Annotated in this window: 18 protein-coding genes; 13 read left to right on the top strand and 5 right to left on the bottom strand. The window is 68.4% G+C overall.

Annotated features, from left to right (window positions below; genetic code table 11):
• Positions 1-52: 52 nt before the first annotated feature.
• The 11 genes from nuoH (at position 53) to PHN62_RS15055 (ending at position 12,307) form a co-directional block, all read left to right on the top strand.
• A complete protein-coding gene (gene nuoH / locus PHN62_RS15105) occupies positions 53-1,123 on the top strand; it encodes an NADH-quinone oxidoreductase subunit NuoH (protein ID WP_300152077.1) in 1,071 nt (356 codons plus the stop codon).
• The gene (nuoI, locus tag PHN62_RS15100; RefSeq protein WP_300152075.1) at positions 1,113-1,604 is read left to right on the top strand and encodes an NADH-quinone oxidoreductase subunit NuoI; all 492 of its coding nucleotides are present in this window, start codon (positions 1,113-1,115) and stop codon (positions 1,602-1,604) included. Before nuoH ends, nuoI begins: the two co-directional genes overlap by 11 nt.
• Positions 1,605-1,631: 27 nt before the next feature.
• The gene (locus PHN62_RS15095; RefSeq protein WP_300152074.1) at positions 1,632-2,255 is read left to right on the top strand and encodes an NADH-quinone oxidoreductase subunit J; all 624 of its coding nucleotides are present in this window, start codon (positions 1,632-1,634) and stop codon (positions 2,253-2,255) included.
• A complete protein-coding gene (gene nuoK / locus PHN62_RS15090; protein WP_300152073.1) occupies positions 2,252-2,560 on the top strand; it encodes an NADH-quinone oxidoreductase subunit NuoK in 309 nt (102 codons plus the stop codon). Before PHN62_RS15095 ends, nuoK begins: the two co-directional genes overlap by 4 nt.
• 4 nt (positions 2,561-2,564) lie before the next feature.
• A complete protein-coding gene (gene nuoL / locus PHN62_RS15085; RefSeq protein WP_300152072.1) occupies positions 2,565-4,562 on the top strand; it encodes an NADH-quinone oxidoreductase subunit L in 1,998 nt (665 codons plus the stop codon).
• Positions 4,563-4,575: 13 nt separating this feature from the next.
• Positions 4,576-6,138 carry an NADH-quinone oxidoreductase subunit M gene (locus PHN62_RS15080; protein ID WP_300152071.1) on the top strand — a complete coding sequence of 521 codons (1,563 nt, stop codon included), beginning with the start codon at positions 4,576-4,578 and terminating at the stop codon, positions 6,136-6,138.
• A 15-nt stretch (positions 6,139-6,153) separates the two neighbouring features.
• A complete protein-coding gene (gene nuoN / locus PHN62_RS15075) occupies positions 6,154-7,656 on the top strand; it encodes an NADH-quinone oxidoreductase subunit NuoN (RefSeq protein WP_300152070.1) in 1,503 nt (500 codons plus the stop codon).
• A complete protein-coding gene (locus PHN62_RS15070; protein WP_300152068.1) occupies positions 7,653-8,441 on the top strand; it encodes a biotin--[acetyl-CoA-carboxylase] ligase in 789 nt (262 codons plus the stop codon). The genes nuoN and PHN62_RS15070 overlap by 4 nt, the downstream gene beginning before the upstream one ends.
• 1 nt (position 8,442) lies before the next feature.
• The gene (locus PHN62_RS15065; protein ID WP_300152066.1) at positions 8,443-9,228 is read left to right on the top strand and encodes a type III pantothenate kinase; all 786 of its coding nucleotides are present in this window, start codon (positions 8,443-8,445) and stop codon (positions 9,226-9,228) included.
• 78 nt (positions 9,229-9,306) lie between these two features.
• Positions 9,307-10,992: a ribonuclease J gene (locus PHN62_RS15060; protein ID WP_300152064.1), complete on the top strand. Its 1,686-nt coding sequence runs from the start codon at positions 9,307-9,309 to the stop codon at positions 10,990-10,992.
• Positions 10,993-11,101: 109 nt separating this feature from the next.
• On the top strand, positions 11,102-12,307 hold the full coding sequence (locus PHN62_RS15055) for an MFS transporter (RefSeq protein WP_300152062.1): 1,206 nt from the start codon (positions 11,102-11,104) through the stop codon (positions 12,305-12,307).
• Here the strand turns inward: PHN62_RS15055 and PHN62_RS15050 are convergent.
• Both PHN62_RS15050 and PHN62_RS15045 read right to left on the bottom strand, forming a co-directional pair.
• The gene (locus PHN62_RS15050) at positions 12,298-13,491 is read right to left on the bottom strand and encodes a hypothetical protein (RefSeq protein WP_300152060.1); all 1,194 of its coding nucleotides are present in this window, start codon (positions 13,489-13,491) and stop codon (positions 12,298-12,300) included. The genes PHN62_RS15055 and PHN62_RS15050 overlap by 10 nt on opposite strands.
• A 45-nt stretch (positions 13,492-13,536) precedes the next feature.
• Complete coding sequence (locus PHN62_RS15045) at positions 13,537-14,430, bottom strand: UTP--glucose-1-phosphate uridylyltransferase (protein WP_300152058.1); 894 nt, start codon at positions 14,428-14,430, stop codon at positions 13,537-13,539.
• A 279-nt stretch (positions 14,431-14,709) separates the two neighbouring features.
• On the opposite strand from PHN62_RS15045, the gene PHN62_RS15040 reads away from it, so the two are divergent.
• Positions 14,710-15,183: an SRPBCC family protein gene (locus tag PHN62_RS15040; RefSeq protein ID WP_300152056.1), complete on the top strand. Its 474-nt coding sequence runs from the start codon at positions 14,710-14,712 to the stop codon at positions 15,181-15,183.
• Positions 15,184-15,195: 12 nt separating this feature from the next.
• Here the strand turns inward: PHN62_RS15040 and PHN62_RS15035 are convergent, their stop codons facing one another.
• From PHN62_RS15035 to PHN62_RS15025, 3 genes are read right to left on the bottom strand one after another with little or no spacing between them, the layout of a single operon-like run.
• Positions 15,196-15,696 (bottom strand): CinA family protein, encoded by a 501-nt coding sequence (locus tag PHN62_RS15035; RefSeq protein ID WP_300152054.1) that lies wholly within the window; start codon positions 15,694-15,696, stop codon positions 15,196-15,198.
• The gene (locus tag PHN62_RS15030; protein ID WP_300152052.1) at positions 15,693-16,193 is read right to left on the bottom strand and encodes a phosphatidylglycerophosphatase A; all 501 of its coding nucleotides are present in this window, start codon (positions 16,191-16,193) and stop codon (positions 15,693-15,695) included. Before PHN62_RS15030 ends, PHN62_RS15035 begins: the two co-directional genes overlap by 4 nt.
• Positions 16,190-17,362, bottom strand: coding sequence for a bifunctional 2-C-methyl-D-erythritol 4-phosphate cytidylyltransferase/2-C-methyl-D-erythritol 2,4-cyclodiphosphate synthase (locus tag PHN62_RS15025; RefSeq protein ID WP_300152050.1), 1,173 nt, complete (start codon positions 17,360-17,362; stop codon positions 16,190-16,192). The genes PHN62_RS15030 and PHN62_RS15025 overlap by 4 nt, the downstream gene beginning before the upstream one ends.
• A 152-nt stretch (positions 17,363-17,514) precedes the next feature.
• Here PHN62_RS15025 and dusB point away from each other — a divergent pair.
• The coding region (gene dusB / locus PHN62_RS15020) for a tRNA dihydrouridine synthase DusB (protein WP_300152048.1) at positions 17,515-18,522 on the top strand (1,008 nt) is incomplete at its 3' end.

Here is an 18,522-nt window from a genome sequence, read left to right as displayed (position 1 = left end):
CGCGCCGGAAAGGCGCGGGGGCAGGAATGACGCGAATGGGGGAGCGCGGGTGATGGAGGTTGGTCTCTGGTCCGGCTATGTGTGGCCCGGCCTCGTGATCCTGGGGCAGACCCTGCTCCTGACGATCGTGCTGCTGATCGCGCTGGCCTTTCTGCTCTACATGGACCGCAAGGTCTGGGCGGCGGTGCAGATCCGGCGCGGCCCGAACGTGGTGGGCCCCTTCGGCCTGCTGCAGAGCTTCGCCGACTTCCTGAAATTCGTGCTCAAGGAGATCGTGGTTCCGGCGGGCGCCGACAAGCCGATCTTCCTTCTTGCGCCTCTGCTGAGCTTCATCTTCGCGCTGATCGCCTGGGCGGTGATTCCGTTCAACTTCGGCTGGGTGATCTCGGATCTGAACGTGGGCGTGCTCTACGTTCTGGCGATCTCGAGCCTGGGCGTCTACGGCATCATCATGGGAGGCTGGGCCTCCAACTCGAAATATCCCTTCCTCGGGAGCATGCGCTCGGCGGCGCAGATGGTGAGCTACGAGGTCTCCATCGGCTTCGTGATCGTCTGCGTGCTGCTGATGGTCGGCTCGCTGAACATGACCGACATCGTCATGGCGCAGCAGGGCTTCGGCCTGATGGGCTGGTTCTTCTGGAAGCAGCCGGTGATGTTCGTGGTGTTCTTCATCTCGGCGCTGGCCGAGACGAACCGTCCGCCCTTCGACCTTCCGGAAGCGGAATCGGAGCTGGTGGCGGGCTATCAGGTCGAATATTCCTCGACGCCCTATCTGCTCTTCATGGTGGGCGAATATCTCAACATCGTGCTGATGTGCGCGATGACGAGCATCCTCTTCCTCGGCGGCTGGCTGTCGCCGATCCCGGGCCTGCCCGACGGCGTGCTCTGGATGGCCGGGAAGATGGTCTTCGTGTTCTTCATGTTCGCGATGGTGAAGGCGATCGTGCCGCGCTATCGCTATGATCAGCTGATGCGTCTGGGCTGGAAGATCTTCCTGCCGCTGTCCCTCGCCTTCGTGGTGCTGACGGCCGGCTTCATGAAGACGTTCGACATCCAGCCCTGGACGATGAGCGACGAGGCGCGCGAGATCGGCCGCGCCGTGGAGGTGAGCCATGGGCGTTAACTGGTCGAGGACGGCGAAAGCCTTTCTGCTCGCCGATTTCGTGGGGGGCTTCAGGCTGGGCATGAAGTATTTCTTCAAGCCCAAGCCGACGCTGAACTATCCCTTCGAGAAAGGCCCGCTCAGCCCGCGCTTCCGCGGCGAGCACGCCTTGCGCCGCTATCCCAACGGCGAAGAGCGCTGCATCGCCTGCAAGCTCTGCGAGGCGATCTGTCCGGCTCAGGCGATCACCATCGAGGCCGAGCCGCGCGAAGACGGCTCGCGGCGCACCACGCGCTACGACATCGACATGACGAAATGCATCTACTGCGGCTTCTGTCAGGAAGCCTGCCCGGTGGACGCCATCGTCGAGGGGCCGAATTTCGAATTCGCCACCGAGACCCGCGAAGAGCTGTTCTACAACAAGGACCGCCTGCTCGCGAACGGCGACCGCTGGGAGCGGGAGATCGCCAGGAATCTGGAGCTGGACGCGCCTTATCGTTGAGGCCGGTCCCAGGGGGAGCGAGAGACCATGGCGCTGCAAGCCGTCGCCTTCTACCTATTCGCCCTTGTGGCCGTCGTCGCGGCTTTGCTGGTGGTCTTCGCCCGCAATCCGGTGCATTCGGTCCTCTGGCTGATCCTGACCTTCTTTTCGGCCGCGGGGCTCTTCGTGCTGATGGGCGCGGAGTTCCTCGCGATGCTGCTGGTCATCGTCTACGTGGGGGCGGTGATGGTGCTGTTCCTCTTCGTGGTGATGATGCTCGACGTCGATTTCGCCGCGCTGAGGGGCCGCGTCGCGGAGTATTTCCCCATCGGGGCGCTGATCGGCGTGATCCTGCTGGTGCAGTTCGTCATGGGCTTCGCCGCCTGGAGCGAGGGCGCCGCGCATCGCGCCGCCGCCGCCACGCCGACCCCCGCCGATCTGCCCAACGCCCACGCCATCGGCATGGTGCTCTACACGCAATACGTCTACGCCTTCCAGGCGGCGGGTCTGGTGCTGCTGGTGGCCATGATCGGCGCCATCGCCCTGACGCTCCGTCATCGTGAAGGCATCAAGCGGCAGGATCCGCTCGCGCAGATCCACCGCACCCGCGAGGAAGCCATGGAGATTCTGGACGTCAAGTCCGGCGAGGGCCTTCAGGAGACGCGTTCATGACCATCGGGCTGGAGCATTATCTGATCGTCGCGGCGATGCTCTTCGTCGTCGGGATCTTCGGGGTCTTTCTCAACCGCAAGAACGTGATCGTCATCCTGATGTCGATCGAGCTGATGCTGCTGGCGGTGAACATCAACTTCGTCGCCTTCTCGACGCATCTGCAGGATCTGACGGGGCAGATCTTCACGATCTTCGTGCTGACCGTGGCGGCTGCGGAAGCGGCCATCGGCCTCGCCATCCTCGTCTGCTTCTTCCGCAACCGCGGGACCATCGCGGTGGACGACGTCAACATGATGAAGGGCTGAGGGCATGCTGACCGCGATCGTCTTTCTGCCCCTGATCGGTTCGCTGATCTCGGGCTTCTTCGGGAAGCGCCTGGGCGAGACCCTGGCGCAATGGATCCCGACGGGTCTGCTCTTCGCTTCGGCGCTGCTGTCGTGGATCGTCTTCGCGCAGACTCTCGGCGGAGAGGACCGCCTCGTGCGGCTCTTCACCTGGATCTCCTCGGGCGAGCTCCAGGCGGACTGGGCCCTGCGCGCCGATCCGCTGACCGCCGTGATGCTGGTGGTGGTGACCACGGTTTCGGCTCTGGTGCATCTCTATTCCGTCGGCTACATGGCGGAGGACCCGTCCAAGGCGCGGTTCTTCAGCTATCTCTCCTTCTTCACCTTCGCCATGCTGATGCTGGTGACGGCCGACAACTTCCTGCAGATGTTCTTCGGCTGGGAAGGCGTGGGCGTCGCGTCCTATCTGCTCATCGGCTTCTGGCACCAGAAGGACAGCGCCAACGCCGCCTCGATGAAGGCCTTCATCGTCAACCGCGTCGGCGACTTCGGCTTCCTGCTCGGCATGTTCGGGGTCTTCGCGGTCTTCCGCAGCCTGGATTTCGACACCGTCTTCGCCGCCGCGCCGCAATACGCCGAGTCCACCTTCCACTTCCTCTGGATGGAGGTGAAGGTTCTGGAGGCGATCTGCTTCCTGCTCTTCATCGGCGCGATGGGCAAGTCGGCGCAGTTCTTCCTGCACACCTGGCTGCCCGACGCCATGGAGGGCCCCACGCCCGTCTCGGCGCTGATCCACGCCGCCACCATGGTGACCGCGGGCGTGGTGATGATCTGCCGTCTCTCGCCGCTCTTCGAGTGGGCGCCGGGCGCTCTGGCCTTCGTGACCTTCATCGGCGCGACAACGGCGCTCTTCGCGGCCACGGTCGGGCTGGTGCAGAACGACATCAAGCGCATCATCGCCTATTCGACCTGCTCGCAGCTCGGCTACATGTTCTTCGCGGCGGGGCTGGGGGCCTATCCGGTGGCGATGTTCCACCTCTTCACCCACGCCTTCTTCAAGGCCCTGCTCTTCCTGGGCGCCGGCGCGGTCATCCACGCGATGCACCACGAGCAGGACATCCGCAAGATGGGCGGCCTCTGGCGCTACATCCCGCTGACCTTCGTCATGATGGTGGTGGGCACTCTGGCGATCACCGGCCTGCCGCTGCTTTCGGGCTTCTACTCGAAGGACGCGATCATCGAGGTGGCCTTCGTCGGCAAGGGCTGGGTGGCGCAATACGCCTTCTTCGTGAGCCTTCTGGTCGCGGCCATGACCTCCTTCTACTCCTGGCGCCTGATCTTCAAGGTCTTCTTCGGACCCCGCGTCTGGAAGCACGACCCTGATCCTCATGCGGCCCACGTCGAGGAGGCCCATGACGACCACGGCGCCCATGCCCACGACGATCACGGCCACGGCCATCACGAGCTGCATCCGCACGAGAGCCCCAAGACCATGCTCATCCCCATCGGGGTGCTGACGGTCGGGGCGATCCTAGCGGGCGCGGTCTTCGCGCCGGGCTTCATCGGGAGCGGCTACGAGGAGTTCTGGCGCGGCTCGATCTTCTTCGGCCCGGACAACCACATCATGCATGATTTCCATGACGTGCCGCTCTGGGTGAAGTTCGCGCCTTTCGTGATGATGCTGACCGGCTTCTTCATCGCCTGGACGCTCTACGAGCGCCGCCGCGACCTGCCTGCGAAGATCGCCAGCTCCCAGGAGGCGCTCTACACGTTCTTCCTGAACCGCTGGTGGTTCGATCAGGCCTACGACTTCCTCTTCGTGAAGCCCGCCCAGGCTCTGGGACGGTTCCTCTGGAAGAAGGGCGACGGCGCGACCATCGACGGCGCCATCGACGGGGCTTCGATGAAGATCGCCCCCGCCATCGCCGGTTTGCTGCGCCGGGCGCAATCCGGATATGTGTTCCACTACGCCTTCGCGATGATCCTTGGGGTCGTGGTGCTGGTCGGTCTGGCGGTGGTTTGAGGGGGCCGCAAGCATGGGCTATGTGTTGAACGCCGTTTTATGGCTGCCGCTGATCGGCGGCTTGATCCTGCTGCTTCTGAAGGGCGACGGCCCGGCGGAGCGGCTGCTGGTCAAGCGCTGGTCCCTCGGGATTTCGATCCTCACCTTCCTGCTTTCGCTGATCCTGCTGTTCAGCTTCGACTCCGGCTCTCCGGCCTTCCAGTTCGTGGTGGACCGGCCCTGGCTCGCGGGTCTGAACTACAAGCTCGGCGTGGACGGCTTCTCCTTCCCGTTCCTCATGCTGACGACGGCGCTGATGCCCATCGTCTTCCTGGCGAGCTGGAACGTCGAGACGCGGGTGCGCGAATACTTCATCGCCTTCCTCGCGCTGGAGACGCTGATGATCGGCGTGTTCTGCGCGCTGGACATGGTGCTCTTCTATCTGTTCTTCGAGGCCGGCCTGATCCCGATGTTCCTGATCATCGGCGTCTGGGGCGGCAAGCGGCGCATCTACGCGAGCTTCAAGTTCTTCCTCTACACGCTGCTCGGCTCTCTGCTGATGCTGGTGGCGATGATCTGGATGTGGAGCTACGCGGGCACCACCGACATCGAGAAGCTGCTCGTCACGGATTTCCCCCACGAGGGCTTCCGGATCTTCGGCTTCATGATCACGGGCGGCGCGCAGACCCTGCTCTGGCTGGCCTTCTTCGCGAGCTTCGCGGTGAAGATGCCCATGTGGCCGGTCCACACCTGGCTCCCGGACGCCCACGTCGAGGCGCCCACGGCCGGTTCGGTGGTCCTGGCCGCCATCCTGCTGAAGATGGGCGGCTACGGCTTCGTGCGCTTCAACCTGCCGATGTTCCCGGTGGCCTCGGACCTCATGGCGAATTTCGTCTTCACGCTCAGCGTGATCGCGATCATCTACGCCTCGCTGGTCGCGCTGGTGCAGGAGGACATGAAGAAGCTCGTGGCCTACAGCTCGGTGGCGCACATGGGCTTCGTGACCATGGGGCTCTTCTCGGGCAATCAGCAGGGCATCGACGGCGCCATGTTCCAGATGCTCAGCCACGGCTTCATCTCGGGCGCGCTGTTCCTCTGCGTGGGCGTGGTCTACGACCGCCTCCACACCCGAGAGATCGCGGCCTATGGCGGCGTGGTCAACGTCATGCCGGTCTTCGCGGTGATCTTCCTGTTCTTCACCATGGGCAACGTGGGGCTTCCGGGCACCTCGGGCTTCGTGGGCGAGTTCCTGACCATGGCCGGCGCCTTCGAGGCCAACACCTGGGTGGCCTTCTTCGCGGCGACGGGCGTGATCCTCTCGGCGGGCTACGCGCTCTGGCTCTATCGCCGGGTGGCCTTCGGGACGATCGTCAATCCGCATGTCGCCGAGATGCAGGAGATGGGTCGTCGCGAGATCGCGCTCTTCGTGCCGCTGGTCATCGCCACGCTCTATTTCGGCCTCTATCCGAAGCCCGCCCTTGACGCCTTCGGCACCTCGACCGCTCATCTGCTGACCCGCTACGAAGCGGCGGTGGGCGAGCGGCCGCCCATGGCCCTGCCGGGCGCGGCTCCCGCCGCGGCCGAAGCGCATCACTGATCCGGAGGGCGCAAGATGAGCCTGAATCTCGCGGCCGCCGCGCCGGAACTGATCCTCGCCCTTGCGGCGCTCGCCATCCTGATGTTCGGGGTGCTGCGGGCTCCGGCTCCGGCCTATCTGCTGGCGGCGGGCGACAAGCCCGCGGCCGCCCTCTCCGAGCGCCGCAACGCCGAATGGGCCTTGTGGTTCGCGGTGGCGGCTCTGGTGCTGGCGGCGCTCTGGGCGGCCTTCTGGGCGCCGGCGGGACGCGCCTTCTCGGACGCCTTCATCCTCGACGGGCTGTCGCGCTTCGCGAAGGTCGCGGCCTTCCTGACGGCGGCGGCGGCTCTGGCGCTCTCGCGCGACCTCATGGGGCGGCTCTCGGCGCTGAGCTACGAATACGCCGTGCTGGTGGTCCTGGCGGCCCTCGGCATGGGCATGATGGCCTCGGCGAACGACCTGATCTCGCTCTACATGGGGCTGGAGCTCCAGTCGCTGGCGCTCTACGTGCTGGCCGCGCTCCGCCGCGACGACGCCCGCGCCACCGAGGCCGGTCTGAAGTATTTCGTGCTGGGAGCGCTGTCTTCGGGCCTGCTGCTCTTCGGCGCGAGCTTCGTCTACGGCTACACCGGCTCGGTGAACTTCGACGCCATCCGCGCGGTCACGGCGGTCGAGGACGGGCACAACCTGTCGGTCGGCCTGCTGATCGGCATTTCGCTGATGGCCTGCGGCATCGGCTTCAAGCTCTCGGCGGCGCCCTTCCACATGTGGACGCCCGACGTCTATCAGGGCGCGCCCCTGCCGATCACGGCCTTCTTCGCCTCTGCGGCGAAGATCGCGGCGGCGGCTCTGCTGATCCGCCTCTTCTACGGGGCTTTCGGCGATGCGGGCGGCCAGTGGCGCGACATCCTCGCGGTTCTGGCGGCGGCCTCGATGCTGGTCGGCGGCTTCGGCGCGCTGGTCCAGACCAACGTCGTGCGGCTGCTGGCCTATTCCTCCATCGGCAACGTCGGCTTCGCCCTGACGGGCATGGCGGCGGGCACGGCGGAAGGCATCTCCAGCGGCCTGCTCTACATGGTCATCTATGCGATCACGACGCTGGGCGTCTTCGCCTTCCTCTTCGGGATGCGCCGGGGCGACAAGCCCACGCTCGCCATTTCGGATCTGGCGGGGCTGGCCCGGCGCGACATGGCTTCGGCGCTCTGCCTCGGCGCGCTGATGTTCAGTCTGGCGGGCGTTCCGCCTCTGGCGGGCTTCTTCGCCAAGCTCTACGCCTTCCAGGCCGCCTGGACGGCGGGTCTGGGCTTCCTGCTGGTGATCGCGGCCCTCGCGGCGGTGGTCAGCGCCTTCTACTACATCCGCGTCGTCAAGATCATGTTCTTCGACGAGCCCGCGGAGGCCTTCGATCCGCAGCCCTTCGGGCAGAGGCTGGCGCTTTACGCGGCGGCGGCCTTCAGCCTGATCTTCGTCCTCGGCGGCTTCGGCCTGCCGGAGGCCGCGCAGAGGGCCGCGACGGCGCTGATCGGCGGCGGCGCGTGAGTCTCGGCCTCGGTCTCGACTCCGCGCGGGTTCTCCGCTTCGACAGCCTCGACAGCACCAACGCCGAGGCGGCGCGTCGCGCCGCTTCGGGCGAGCGGGGGCCGCTCTGGATCCTCGCGAAACGCCAGACGGCGGGACGCGGGCGCTCGGGACGCGCCTGGTCCACGCCGGAAGGCAACCTCGCCGCCACCCTGCTCTTCGCGCCCGAGGCGCCGCCCGCTCAGGCGGCGCTTCACGCTTTCGCGGCGGGGCTGGCTCTGGCGGAGGGGACGCTTCAGGCTCTGCCCGGTCTGAAGCGCGAAGAGGTCCGGCTGAAATGGCCCAATGATCTTCTGGTCAAGGGCGGCAAGGCCTCCGGGCTTCTGCTGGAGGCCTCGGGCGGAGGGCTCGGGCGCAGCGTGGACTGGCTGGCGGTGGGCATGGGCGTGAATCTCGCGACCGCCCCCGAAGCCGCCGATGCGCGTTGGGTGCCGATCAGGCTCGGCGGATTCGCCTCCGCGCCTCTGGATCCCGAAGCCTATCTGACCCTTGTGGCGGCGCGCTTCGACCATTGGGCCCTGCGCCTGGCGACCGAGGGTTTCGCGCCTTTGCGTCAGGCCTGGCTGAGCCTGGCGGCGGGTCTGGGCGGACCGATCATCGCGCGGACGGGGGCCGAAAGCTTCGAGGGGATCTTCGAGGATCTTGACGCGCAGGGCGCTCTGATGCTCCGTCAGGGGAGCGGCCTGCTCCGCATCGCGGCGGCCGACGTGCATCTTCCTGAACCGGACCGCCGGGGGGCCCCCTAGAATGCTGCTCGCCATCGACGTCGGCAACACCAACACGCTCTTCGCCCTGCATGACGGCGAGGGCTTCCGCGCGCAATGGCGCATCTCCACCGACGGCCGACGCACCGCCGACGAATATTACGTCTGGCTGCGCAACCTCATGGCGCTGGAGGGGATCGACCCCGAAGCCGTCGCGGACGCCATCGTGGCGCAGGTCGCGCCCCAGACGCTCTTCAACCTGCGCAGCCTCTGCCGGAAGTATTTCAAGGTGGAGCCTCTGGTGGTGGGCGAGCCGGGCTGCGCGCTCGGCATCGAGGTGCGCATGCCCAATCCGGGCGAGGTGGGCGCCGACCGCCTCGTCAACGTGGCGGCGGGCCTGCGCGACTACGGCCCGAACCTGATCATCATCGACTTCGGCACCGCCACCACCTTCGACGTCTGCGACGAGGACGGCGCCTATGCGGGCGGCGCGATCTCTCCGGGGATCAACCTCTCTCTGGAGGCGCTGCATCAGGCCGCCGCCAAGCTGCCGCGCATCGACGTGGCGCGTCCGGCGCGGGTGATCGGCAAGGGCACCGTCGACGCCATGCGCAGCGGCGTCTACTGGGGCTACGTCGGGCTCATCGAGGGGCTCTGCGACCGCATCGAGGCCGAGCACGGACGCCCCATGACCGTCATCGCGACGGGCGGCCTCGCGCCGCTGTTCTCGAAGGCCACCCCCCGCATCGATCACGGAGATCCGGATCTGACCATGCGGGGTCTGGCCTACATCCATGCGCTGAACCGGGCGAAGCCCGGATCCGCATGACGCCATAGGGCCGCGCCGCGGGGCCCTTTCCGACCGCGGCTTCGCCCCTTTCGGGCGACATCAACATGGGAGGGACGCATGGCGCGTCAGGAAGGGCTTTACTACGTCGCCTTGGGCGGCGCAGGCGAGATCGGCATGAATCTCTATCTCTACGGCTACGGCTCGCAGAACGACCGCCGCTGGATCGCCGTGGATTGCGGCATCGGCTTCCCCGACGAAGCCCATGCGCCGGGCGTCGAGGTGATGACGCCGGACATCTCCTTCCTCAAGCGCGAGGCGGGGCGTCTGGACGCGCTGTTCATCACCCACGCCCACGAAGACCACATCGGCGCGCTGGAATATCTCTGGCCCGAGCTGAAATGCCCGATCTACGCGGGCAAGTTCGCGGCGGCCATCGGACGCGGCAAGCTCTCCGAGGCGCGGATCGACCCCAAGGCCATCCGCGAGATGGCCCCCGGCGAGCGCGTGACGGTCGGCGCCTTCAGCGTCGAGACCTTCGCCATGACCCATTCCGCCCCCGAGACCAACGCCCTGATCATCCGCACGCCGGTGGGGACCATCTTCCACAGCGCGGATTTCAAGATCGACCGCACGCCCATGCCGGGGCAGGGCGCGCCCATCGACGAGGAGGCGCTGAGGCGCCTCGGCGACGAGGGGATCCTCGCCCTCTCCTGCGATTCGACCAACGTCTTCAGCGACGGCTGGTCGCGTTCGGAATCGAGCCTCAAGGACAGCGTCCGCGAGATCATCGCGGCCCGCAAGGGACGCATCGCGGCCACGAGCTTCGCCTCCAACGTCGCGCGGGTGAAGATGCTGGCCGAAGCCGCCGTGGACGCCGGGCGTCAGGTGGCGGTGGCGGGCCGCGCCATGCGCCGCATGATCGAGGCCGCGCTCGAAACCGGCGTGATCGACAGCTTCCCCTCGGTCCTCTCCGAGGAGCAGATGCGCGACCGCCCCGATCATGAGGCCTTCTATCTGGTCACGGGCAGCCAGGGCGAATCGCGGGCGGCTCTGGCGCGCATCGCCGAGGGACAGTTCTCGGGCGTGGACCTCGGCGACGGCGACACGGTGATCTTCTCCTCGCGGATCATCCCCGGCAACGAGAACGGCGTCCACCGCATCTACAACAAGCTCGCGGAGCGCGGCGTGGAGGTGGTCGACGTCGAGCGTCACCACGTCCATGTCTCGGGCCACGCCCGCCGCGACGAGATCGCCCGTCTCTACGAGCTGCTGCGCCCGAAGATCGCCATCCCCATGCACGGCGAGTTCCGCCACCTGCTGGAGCACGCCCGCATGGCCGGGGAATGGGGCGCCGATCAGGCGGTGCTCGCGCCCAACGGACGCCTTGCGCGGCTGGGTCCGGGCGGGCCCAAGGTGCTGGAGACGGTCGAGTCGGGCCGCATGTATGTGGACGGGCACCAGCTCATCGGCGCCATGGACGGCGTGGTGCGCGCCCGGCGCAAGATGGCCATGAACGGCCATGTCTCGGTGACGCTGGTCGTCGACAAGGCGGGCGAGCTCATCGCCGATCCCGAGGCCCGCGCCATGGGCGCGCCGGAGGAGTCCTCGTCCTGGCGGGGCAGCTTCGAGGACCAGATCGTGGCGGGCGTGGAATCGGCGGTCGAGGCCATGAGCGCCAAGGCCCGCCGCTCCGACGGCTCGCTGGAGGAGGTCGCGGTTCTGGCGACGCGCCGGGTCGCGGCGGCGCTCTGGGGCAAGAAGCCGGAGGTCTCGGTGACGGTGGTCCGGCTTGACGAAAACTGAGCCTCTGCGGCGAAAAGCATAAGCTTGTTCGGCTCCCGAATGATCTAGGAGGGGAGGCGGCTCCGCGCGGCGGGGCCGCCTCTTCGCCTTTTCAGAAAGACCGCGCCCCATGTCCCTTCAGGCTTCCGATCCGGCTACGGCCCGCCGCAACATCGTCGCGCTCACGATGGCGGCGGCTCTGGGTTCGGCGAGTCCGCCGATCCTGATTTCTCTGGGCGGTCTGGTGGGGCAGAGGCTGGCTTCGGATCCCGCCCTCGCGACCTTGCCGGTGAGTCTGTTCAATCTGGGTCTGGCGATGGGGACTCTGCCCGCCGCCTGGCTGATGCGTCGTTACGGACGCCGCAGCGCCTATGTCTTCGGGGCCTGTTTCGGGATCGTCTCCGGGCTGATCGCGGCTTTCGGCGTGATCTCGGCGGTTTTCGCGGTCTTCTGCGCGGGGGCGACTCTGGCGGGCTTCTACGCCGCTCATGTCCAGAGCTATCGCTTCGCCGCCGCCGACGGCGTCGAGGGGCCGCAGAAGGCGCAGGCCATCTCCTGGGTGATGCTCGGGGGTCTGGCGGCGGCGATCATCGGGCCGCAACTGGTGATCCACACCCGCGACGCCATCCCCGAGGCGCCTTTCGCGGGCGCCTTCTTCAGTCAGGCGGCTCTGGCGCTTCTGGCGATTCCGGTTCTGCTGATGCTCCGGACGCCGAGGCCCGCCGCGATGGGCGCGGGCGCCGCCGAAGGCGGGCGCAGCCTCGGCGAGCTTCTGTCCTCGCCGCGCTATCTGCTGGCGGTGGCGACGGGGATCGTCTCCTACGGGCTGATGACCTTCGTGATGACCGCCGCGCCCATGGCCATGGTGGGACATGGCCATGGGATCGACCATGCGGCCCAGGGGATTCAATGGCATGTGCTGGCCATGTTCGCCCCGAGCTTCGTGACCGGACGCCTCATCGCGCGTTTCGGCGCCGAGCGCGTGGCGGCCGCCGGACTCGTGATCACGGCGCTCTCGGGCGCGGTGGCTCTGGGCGGGATGGACCTCAGCCATTTCTGGATCTCGCTGATCCTGCTGGGCGTGGGCTGGAACTTCGGCTTCATCGGCGCGAGCGCCATGGTGGCCGCCGCCCATGGTCCCGCCGAACGCGGCAAGGCTCAGGGCCTCAACGACTTCCTCGTCTTCGGAGTGGTGGCGGCGGCTTCGTTCTTCTCGGGAGCCCTGCTGAACGCCTCGGGCTGGCGGACGATCAACTGGATGATCTTCCCCGCCGTGGCCCTGATCCTCGCGCCTCTGGTCTGGCGGACGGCGCGGAGGCCGCAGGCTCAGGCCTGATCCGCGACGAGTCCCGGCAGCAGGTCGAGGATCGCGCGCGGCCCGGCTTCGGGGCTCACGCCCGCATAGCGCGGATAGAGCAGATAGGCGCCCGCCAGAATCTGGAGGGCGGTCAGCCTGCGGGTCCGGCGCGGGATGGGCAGGCGGTCTTCGGTGATTCCCCATCCGGCGTAGAAGGGCGCGCCGAGCGTCACGACCGGCTTGCCGCGCAAGGCGGCCTCGAAGCCCGCCAGCGAGGTCGCCGTATAGACGAGATCCGCCTGATCGAGGCAATCGGCGATGCCGAACTCCGGCCCGAGGGTCGTGCAGAGATCCGCCACCAGGGCCGGGTCGGAATATTGCGGCCGCGCATGCGAGGTCACGTCCGGATGGGGGCGATAGAGGATCTGGGCGTCCGGATTCTCGCGCGCGGCCAGCATGACCAGCTGGTTGCCGGTGATGGGCGTCTCCGCGCCGTAGCGGATGGAGAGGTCGTCCTCGACCTGCCCGAGCGCCAGCACCCGCCGACGCCCCGGCGTCAGCACCTCCTCGACGCGCCGCGCCGCGGAGATGTTGTATTTCGAGAGCCCCCTCCCGCGCATGAGCCCCGCCAGATCCTCCGCGGCCCGCATGAGTCCGGGATCGGCGTCGAAGTCATGGGCGGCGAGCAGCTCCTCCAGCCGCGAGGGGCGCAGGCGGTCGAAATGCATGGCGCGGTCGTCGAAGACGAGGCTCGCCGGAGCGCTCCGCGCCACGCCCAGCCCCAGCGACCGCAGGAAGCCGTCCTCGACATGGGTCAGCGGCAGGCCATGGCGCGCGCAGAACAGCGCGAGATCCGGGGCGAAATTGTAGCTCCAGGTGAAGACATGCGGCCGGGAGAGCTTCCGGACGGCCTCCATGGCCGCCAGAGGCGCCGCGCCGTCATGCGAGAGCGTCACCACGTTGTGATCGGGCAGGAAGTCGAGGATGAAGGTCTTCCAGCGCGAGAAGCCGACCAGAACCGCCGTGGGCGCATCCGGGCCGCGCCGGGTCCGGGCGGCGCGCCAGACCGGATCCGTGCGCCACCTCAGGGCGAATTGCGCGGGGGCCCGGCGCCAGAGAGCGAAGAAGGCGGAGATGTCCAGAAGCTTGATTCCTCGGGTTTCGCGCGGCGGCGTCTTTCCGGCCTGCGCCCCTGAGGCGCGAAGCTTCGCCTCCTGCGACATGGCCCCTGCGCAGGCCCGGAACAAGGACCGGGCCGCCGGAGGCCCTCAGACGGCCAGAGCGGGACGCTCCCGCGTCGCGGTTTCGGCGAGGATCTCCAGCACCGCCTCGCGCAGGTCCGGGCGCTGGAGCGCGAAGGCGATGGTCGCCTGGACGAAGCCCGCCTTGGATCCGCAATCGAAGCGCCGCCCCTCGAAGGCGAAGCCGTGCACCGGACGCCGCCCGATCTCGGAGGCGATGGCGTCGGTGAGCTGGATTTCTCCGCCCGAGCCCGGCGCGGCGCGGCCTATGGCGTCCAGCACGCTGGGCGAGAGGATGTAGCGCCCGATGATCGCCATGTCGGAAGGCGCCTTGCCAGCGGGCGGCTTCTCGACCATGCCGCGCACGGTCCTCAGAGGGCCCGATCCCGGCGTCAGATCCAGCACGCCGTAGGAGGAGGTCCGTTCCGGCGCCACCTCCATCATGGCGAGCATGTTGCCGCCCGTTTCGGCGTAGGCCTCGACCATCTGCCGCAGACAGGGCGTCTCGGCGGCGATCACGTCGTCGGGCAGGATCACCGCGAAGGGCTCTCCGGCGACGAGGTGCCGCGCGCACCAGACCGCATGTCCGAGCCCGAGGGCGCGGTTCTGCCGCACATAGGCGATGGCGCCGCTCTTCATGCAGGTGGATTCGAGGATCTGGAGCAGATCCGCCTTGCCGCCGCGCGCGAGTTCGGCGGCGAGATGGGGAGCGTCGTCGAAATAATCCTCGAGCGAGCTCTTCCCGCGCGAGGTCACGAAGATGAACTGCTCGATTCCGGCGGCGCGCGCCTCGTCGATGGCGTACTGGATCAGGGGCCGGTCGACGAGGGTGAGGATCTCCTTGGGAATGGATTTCGTGGCGGGCAGGAAGCGCGTCCCCAGCCCGGCGACGGGGAAGACGGCTTTGCGGACTCGATGCAAGAAGACCTCCCATGCGTCAGGAGCGGGCGGATGATCCGGGGCACCATAAGTCTCCCCTCCCCGGGCCGCAAGCGCCGCCCGATCCTCTCCGCAAGCGCGAAAGATGGGGCCAGGGCGCCTTGCGGTCGAATTTTCTTGATCGGAGAGGCAAACCCGTTTCTCTGTCGGCGGCGCATCGGGCCTCGCGGCGGGCGGCTTCTTCTGTCCGGCCTGCGCAGGGCGGGGTCCGGCGTCGGCGAGCGCCGATGTTCCGGAAAAGCCTGAGGAGACGAGGGAACCATGAAGCTGTCGCAGAGCTTGGTCGTGGAGGCGCCGGCGGCGTTCTGTTTCGAATGTCTGGCGCGGATCGAGGATGCGCCCAAGCACATGTCGATCCTGAAGTCCCTGCGCATGCTGACGCCCGGAGGCCCGAAGGTCGGGGCGCGCTGGCGCGAGACGGTGGAGGTCTTCGGCCGCCGCATCAATCTGGAGGCGACCATGGTCGAGATGGATCCTCCCAGAGGCTACAGGTTCGAGACGAACCATCGCGGCGTGCGCATGAGCATGGGATTCGAGCTGACCCCGAAAGGCGACCGTCAGACCCTGGTGGATCTGAAGCTCGAGGGCGTCGGCTCGACTCTGGTGGGCAAGCTGGCGCTCGCCAGCGCGACGCCCTTCCTCGGGCGCGTCCGGGCGACGGCGGCTCAGGAGCTGAACGGGCTCAAGCTGGCCATCGAGAACGAATACAGGAGCGTGAGCCAGCTCCAGGGCTGAAGGCCCGCGCCTTCAGCCGCGCGCGGCCGCCTCCAGGGCGCCCAGAGCCTCCAGCGCGGCCCGGCGGCGGACTTCGCCGCGGCCAAGGGCGCCGAAATCCACGGTCCATGCGCGGGTCGGCGCCTCCGCGCGGGCGAGGCCGAAGCAGACCCGACCCTCGGGCTTGAACTCCGAGCCGCCGGGCCCGGCGATCCCGGTGATCGAGACCGCGGCCTCCACCCCCATGCGGGCGCGGATTCCCTCGGCCATGGCGACCGCCACGGGCTCGCTCACGGCGCCATGGGCGGCGATCAGGGCGGGATCCACCCCGAGGAGCTGCGTCTTGGCGGCGTTGGAGTAGGAGACCACCCCCGCCTCCACCACCCGCGAGGAGCCCGGAACCGCCGTCAGGGCGGCGGCGGCGAGTCCGCCCGTGCAGCTCTCCGCCAGAGCCAGCCGCCAGCCGCGCGACTCGAAGGCTTTCAGGGCCTTGCGGGCGGCTTCTTCAAGCTCCGGATCGAGATCGGCGCTCATCGGCCAAGGTATCCGTGATAGAAGCCCGCCGCCGCCATGGTGACGACCGCCGCCAGAAGTCCCGCGATCACGTCGTCGAGCATCACGCCGGTCGCGCCGGGCTTGCGGTCGGCCCAGCCGACGGGCCCGGGCTTCCAGATGTCGAAGAGCCGGAAGAACACGAAGGCGCAGACCCAGCCCGGCCAGGGGAAGCTCGTCACGCCGTGAGACCAGAGCCCCCAGGACACCGCGCCGAGCGGAATCCATTGCCCCACGATCTCGTCGATCACCACCTCGGAGGGATCGGGATCGGCGGAGGTCCGGAGATAGACCCCGACCGCGATCCAGCCGAGGACCGCCGCCAGAACCGTCGCCGCCGCGAGCAGCGGGAAGCCGCCGAGGCGATGCAGCAGATATCCGGCCGGAATCGCCGCCGCCGAAGCCCAGGTGCCCGGCGCCCCGGGCAGCAGCCCCAGCCCGAAGCCCTGCGAGATCAGCCGCGCGAGGGAGGCGTTCATGACCGGGCTCCCCGGATCAGGCTGGCGACCGCCAGAGCGGCCAGTCCTTCGCCGCGTCCGGCGAATCCCATGCCTTCGTTGGTGGTGGCCTTGACGCTGACGCGCTCGGGCGTGGAGCCGCAGATCTCCGCGATGCGCGCCCGCATGGCCGCGGCGTGAGGCGCGATCTTCGGGCGCTCGCAGACGACGGTCACGTCGGCGTTGTTGAGCCGCCAGCCCTCGCGGGCGGCCAGCTCGACGGCGTGGGCGAGGAAGCGGTCGCTCGAAGCGCCCTTCCACTGCGGGTCCGAAGGCGGGAAATGCCGCCCGATGTCGCCCAGAGCCAGAGCGCCGAGAATCGCGTCCGTGAGGGCGTGCAGCACGACGTCGCCGTCGGAATGGGCCTCGACTCCCTGGTCGTGAGGCGCCCGCACGCCGCCGAGCATGACATGGTCGCCGGAGGCGAAGCGGTGGACGTCGTAGCCCTGGCCGAACCGGAACTCCATGGGCGCCTCCTTCTGGGCGAGCCGCGCTTCTGCGGCTGCGAAATCCTGGGGATGGGTGATCTTGCCGTTGGCCTCCTCGCCCGCGACGAGCCGCACGGCGAGTCCCGCCCGACGGGCGGCCTCCGCGTCGTCGAGGAGTCCGAGGCCCCGCGCCGCGCGATGGGCGGCGAGGATCGCGGGCAGGCGGAAGCCCTGAGGCGTCTGCGCCCGCCAGAGCCCCGCGCGCGGGACGGGTTCGCCGCAGCCTCCGGCGCCGTCCTCGCGCCAGAGGGCGTCCGCGACGGGCAGGGCGGGCAGGGCGCCGTCCTCTCCGGCCTCCAGAGCCCCGATCACGCGGGTGATCAGCGCCTCGGAGACGAAGGGGCGGGCGGCGTCGTGAATCAGCACGAGGTCGAAGCCCAGGGGCTCCAGAGCCTCCAGTCCGGCCAGAACCGAATCCTGACGCTCGGCGCCTCCGGCCGCGAAGGGGAGGATCTTCGGCAGGCCCTCGGCTTCGGCCCTGACGCGGGCTTCGTCGCCGGGGCGGATCGCGAGCTGGACGCCCGAAACCCGGGGATGGGCCGCGAAGGCCTCCAGAGCGCGGCGGAGCAGGCTGCTTCCGCCGAGGCGGAGATATTGCTTGGGCTCATCGACGCCCATGCGGGCTCCGCGTCCCGCCGCCACGATCAACGCCGCGATCCTCAAGCCCGACTCCACCCTGTCCCGGAAGCTGCGCGCTTCTTGTGGACCTTTTCGCGGGCCGATCCAAGAGAAACCTCGTCCTGCGCATAGGCCCTTGCGGGAGGGCCGCCCCCGGGAGTATCAGGACGATGAAAGCCCAAAAATTAGGCAACTCCATGCAAGCTCTTCCGCCTCCCCTGACGCTCGGCGCCCTGCGGATCGATCCGCCGGTCCTGCTCGCGCCCATGGCCGGGATCACCGACGCGCCCTTGCGCCGTCAGGTCGCGCGCTTCGGGGCGGGGCTGACCGCCTCGGAGATGATCGCCGGAGAGGAACTGCTCCAGGAGCGTCCGGAGGCGGAGGCGCGGGCCTCCATCTCGGCGGACGACCCGCCCACCGCCGCCCAGATCGCCGGACGCGAGCCCGCCCTCATGGCCGAGGCCGCCCGCATCGCCGAAGCGCGCGGGGCGGCGCTCATCGACATCAACATGGGTTGTCCCTGCAAGCGGGTGACCAATGGTCTGGCGGGGGCGGGGCTGCTCTGCGACCTCGACCTCGCCCTGCGGGTCTTCGAGGCGGTCAGGGAGGCCGTGAGCCTGCCCGTGACCGTCAAGACCCGGCTCGGCTGGGACGAGAAGACCCTCACCGCCCCGACCCTCGCCCGCAGGCTGGAGGCGGCGGGCGTCGCCATGCTGACCCTCCATGGCCGCACCCGGAGCCAGTTCTACAAGGGCTCCGCCGACTGGGCCGCCGTGCGCGAGACCGTCGAGGCGGTGAAGATCCCGGTCCTCGTCAACGGCGACATTCACGACGCCGCGCAAGCCCGCAGGGCGCTTGAGCTTTCCGGCGCGGCGGGGATCATGGTGGGTCGGGCGGTCCAGGGCGCGCCCTGGCGTCTGGCGGAGATTTCGGCGGGTCTGGCGGGGGAGGCCTTCGCGCCCCCCGGCCCGGAGGCGCGTCTTGAGCTTGTGCTCGAACAACATGAGGGCATGCTTGAAGTCTACGGGATCAGGATCGGCGTGAAGGCGGCGCGCAAACATCTGGGCTGGGCGCTCGCCGAGGCCGGAGAGCCCGGCGAGGCCCTGCGCCGCAAGCTCATGGCGACCGAGGAGACCGCCGAAGTGCGGCGTCTGCTGCGGGCGGAGTTCGTCGCGGCCTTCGAGGCTCAGGCTCATGGACAGGGA

It is taken from the genome of Neomegalonema sp. (assembly GCF_028688855.1).
GTDB lineage: Bacteria > Pseudomonadota > Alphaproteobacteria > Rhodobacterales > Rhodobacteraceae > Neomegalonema.
The sequence above is the reverse complement of the archived record's forward strand: the minus strand, read 5'-3'. Positions and strand labels throughout refer to the sequence as shown.

Bases quoted from the DNA above. Each gene is read 5' to 3' on its own strand.
- nuoL (WP_300152072.1), top strand. From the start codon at position 2,565: ATGCTGACCGCGATCGTCTTTCTGCCCCTGATCGGTTCGCTGATCTCG.
- PHN62_RS15050 (WP_300152060.1), bottom strand. From the start codon at position 13,491: ATGTCGCAGGAGGCGAAGCTTCGCGCCTCAGGGGCGCAGGCCGGAAAG.
- nuoI (WP_300152075.1), top strand. From the start codon at position 1,113: ATGGGCGTTAACTGGTCGAGGACGGCGAAAGCCTTTCTGCTCGCCGAT.
- PHN62_RS15055 (WP_300152062.1), top strand. From the start codon at position 11,102: ATGTCCCTTCAGGCTTCCGATCCGGCTACGGCCCGCCGCAACATCGTC.
- PHN62_RS15095 (WP_300152074.1), top strand. From the start codon at position 1,632: ATGGCGCTGCAAGCCGTCGCCTTCTACCTATTCGCCCTTGTGGCCGTC.
- PHN62_RS15040 (WP_300152056.1), top strand. From the start codon at position 14,710: ATGAAGCTGTCGCAGAGCTTGGTCGTGGAGGCGCCGGCGGCGTTCTGT.
- PHN62_RS15065 (WP_300152066.1), top strand. From the start codon at position 8,443: ATGCTGCTCGCCATCGACGTCGGCAACACCAACACGCTCTTCGCCCTG.
- nuoK (WP_300152073.1), top strand. From the start codon at position 2,252: ATGACCATCGGGCTGGAGCATTATCTGATCGTCGCGGCGATGCTCTTC.
- PHN62_RS15080 (WP_300152071.1), top strand. From the start codon at position 4,576: ATGGGCTATGTGTTGAACGCCGTTTTATGGCTGCCGCTGATCGGCGGC.
- nuoH (WP_300152077.1), top strand. From the start codon at position 53: ATGGAGGTTGGTCTCTGGTCCGGCTATGTGTGGCCCGGCCTCGTGATC.
- PHN62_RS15060 (WP_300152064.1), top strand. From the start codon at position 9,307: ATGGCGCGTCAGGAAGGGCTTTACTACGTCGCCTTGGGCGGCGCAGGC.
- nuoN (WP_300152070.1), top strand. From the start codon at position 6,154: ATGAGCCTGAATCTCGCGGCCGCCGCGCCGGAACTGATCCTCGCCCTT.
- PHN62_RS15035 (WP_300152054.1), bottom strand. From the start codon at position 15,696: ATGAGCGCCGATCTCGATCCGGAGCTTGAAGAAGCCGCCCGCAAGGCC.
- PHN62_RS15030 (WP_300152052.1), bottom strand. From the start codon at position 16,193: ATGAACGCCTCCCTCGCGCGGCTGATCTCGCAGGGCTTCGGGCTGGGG.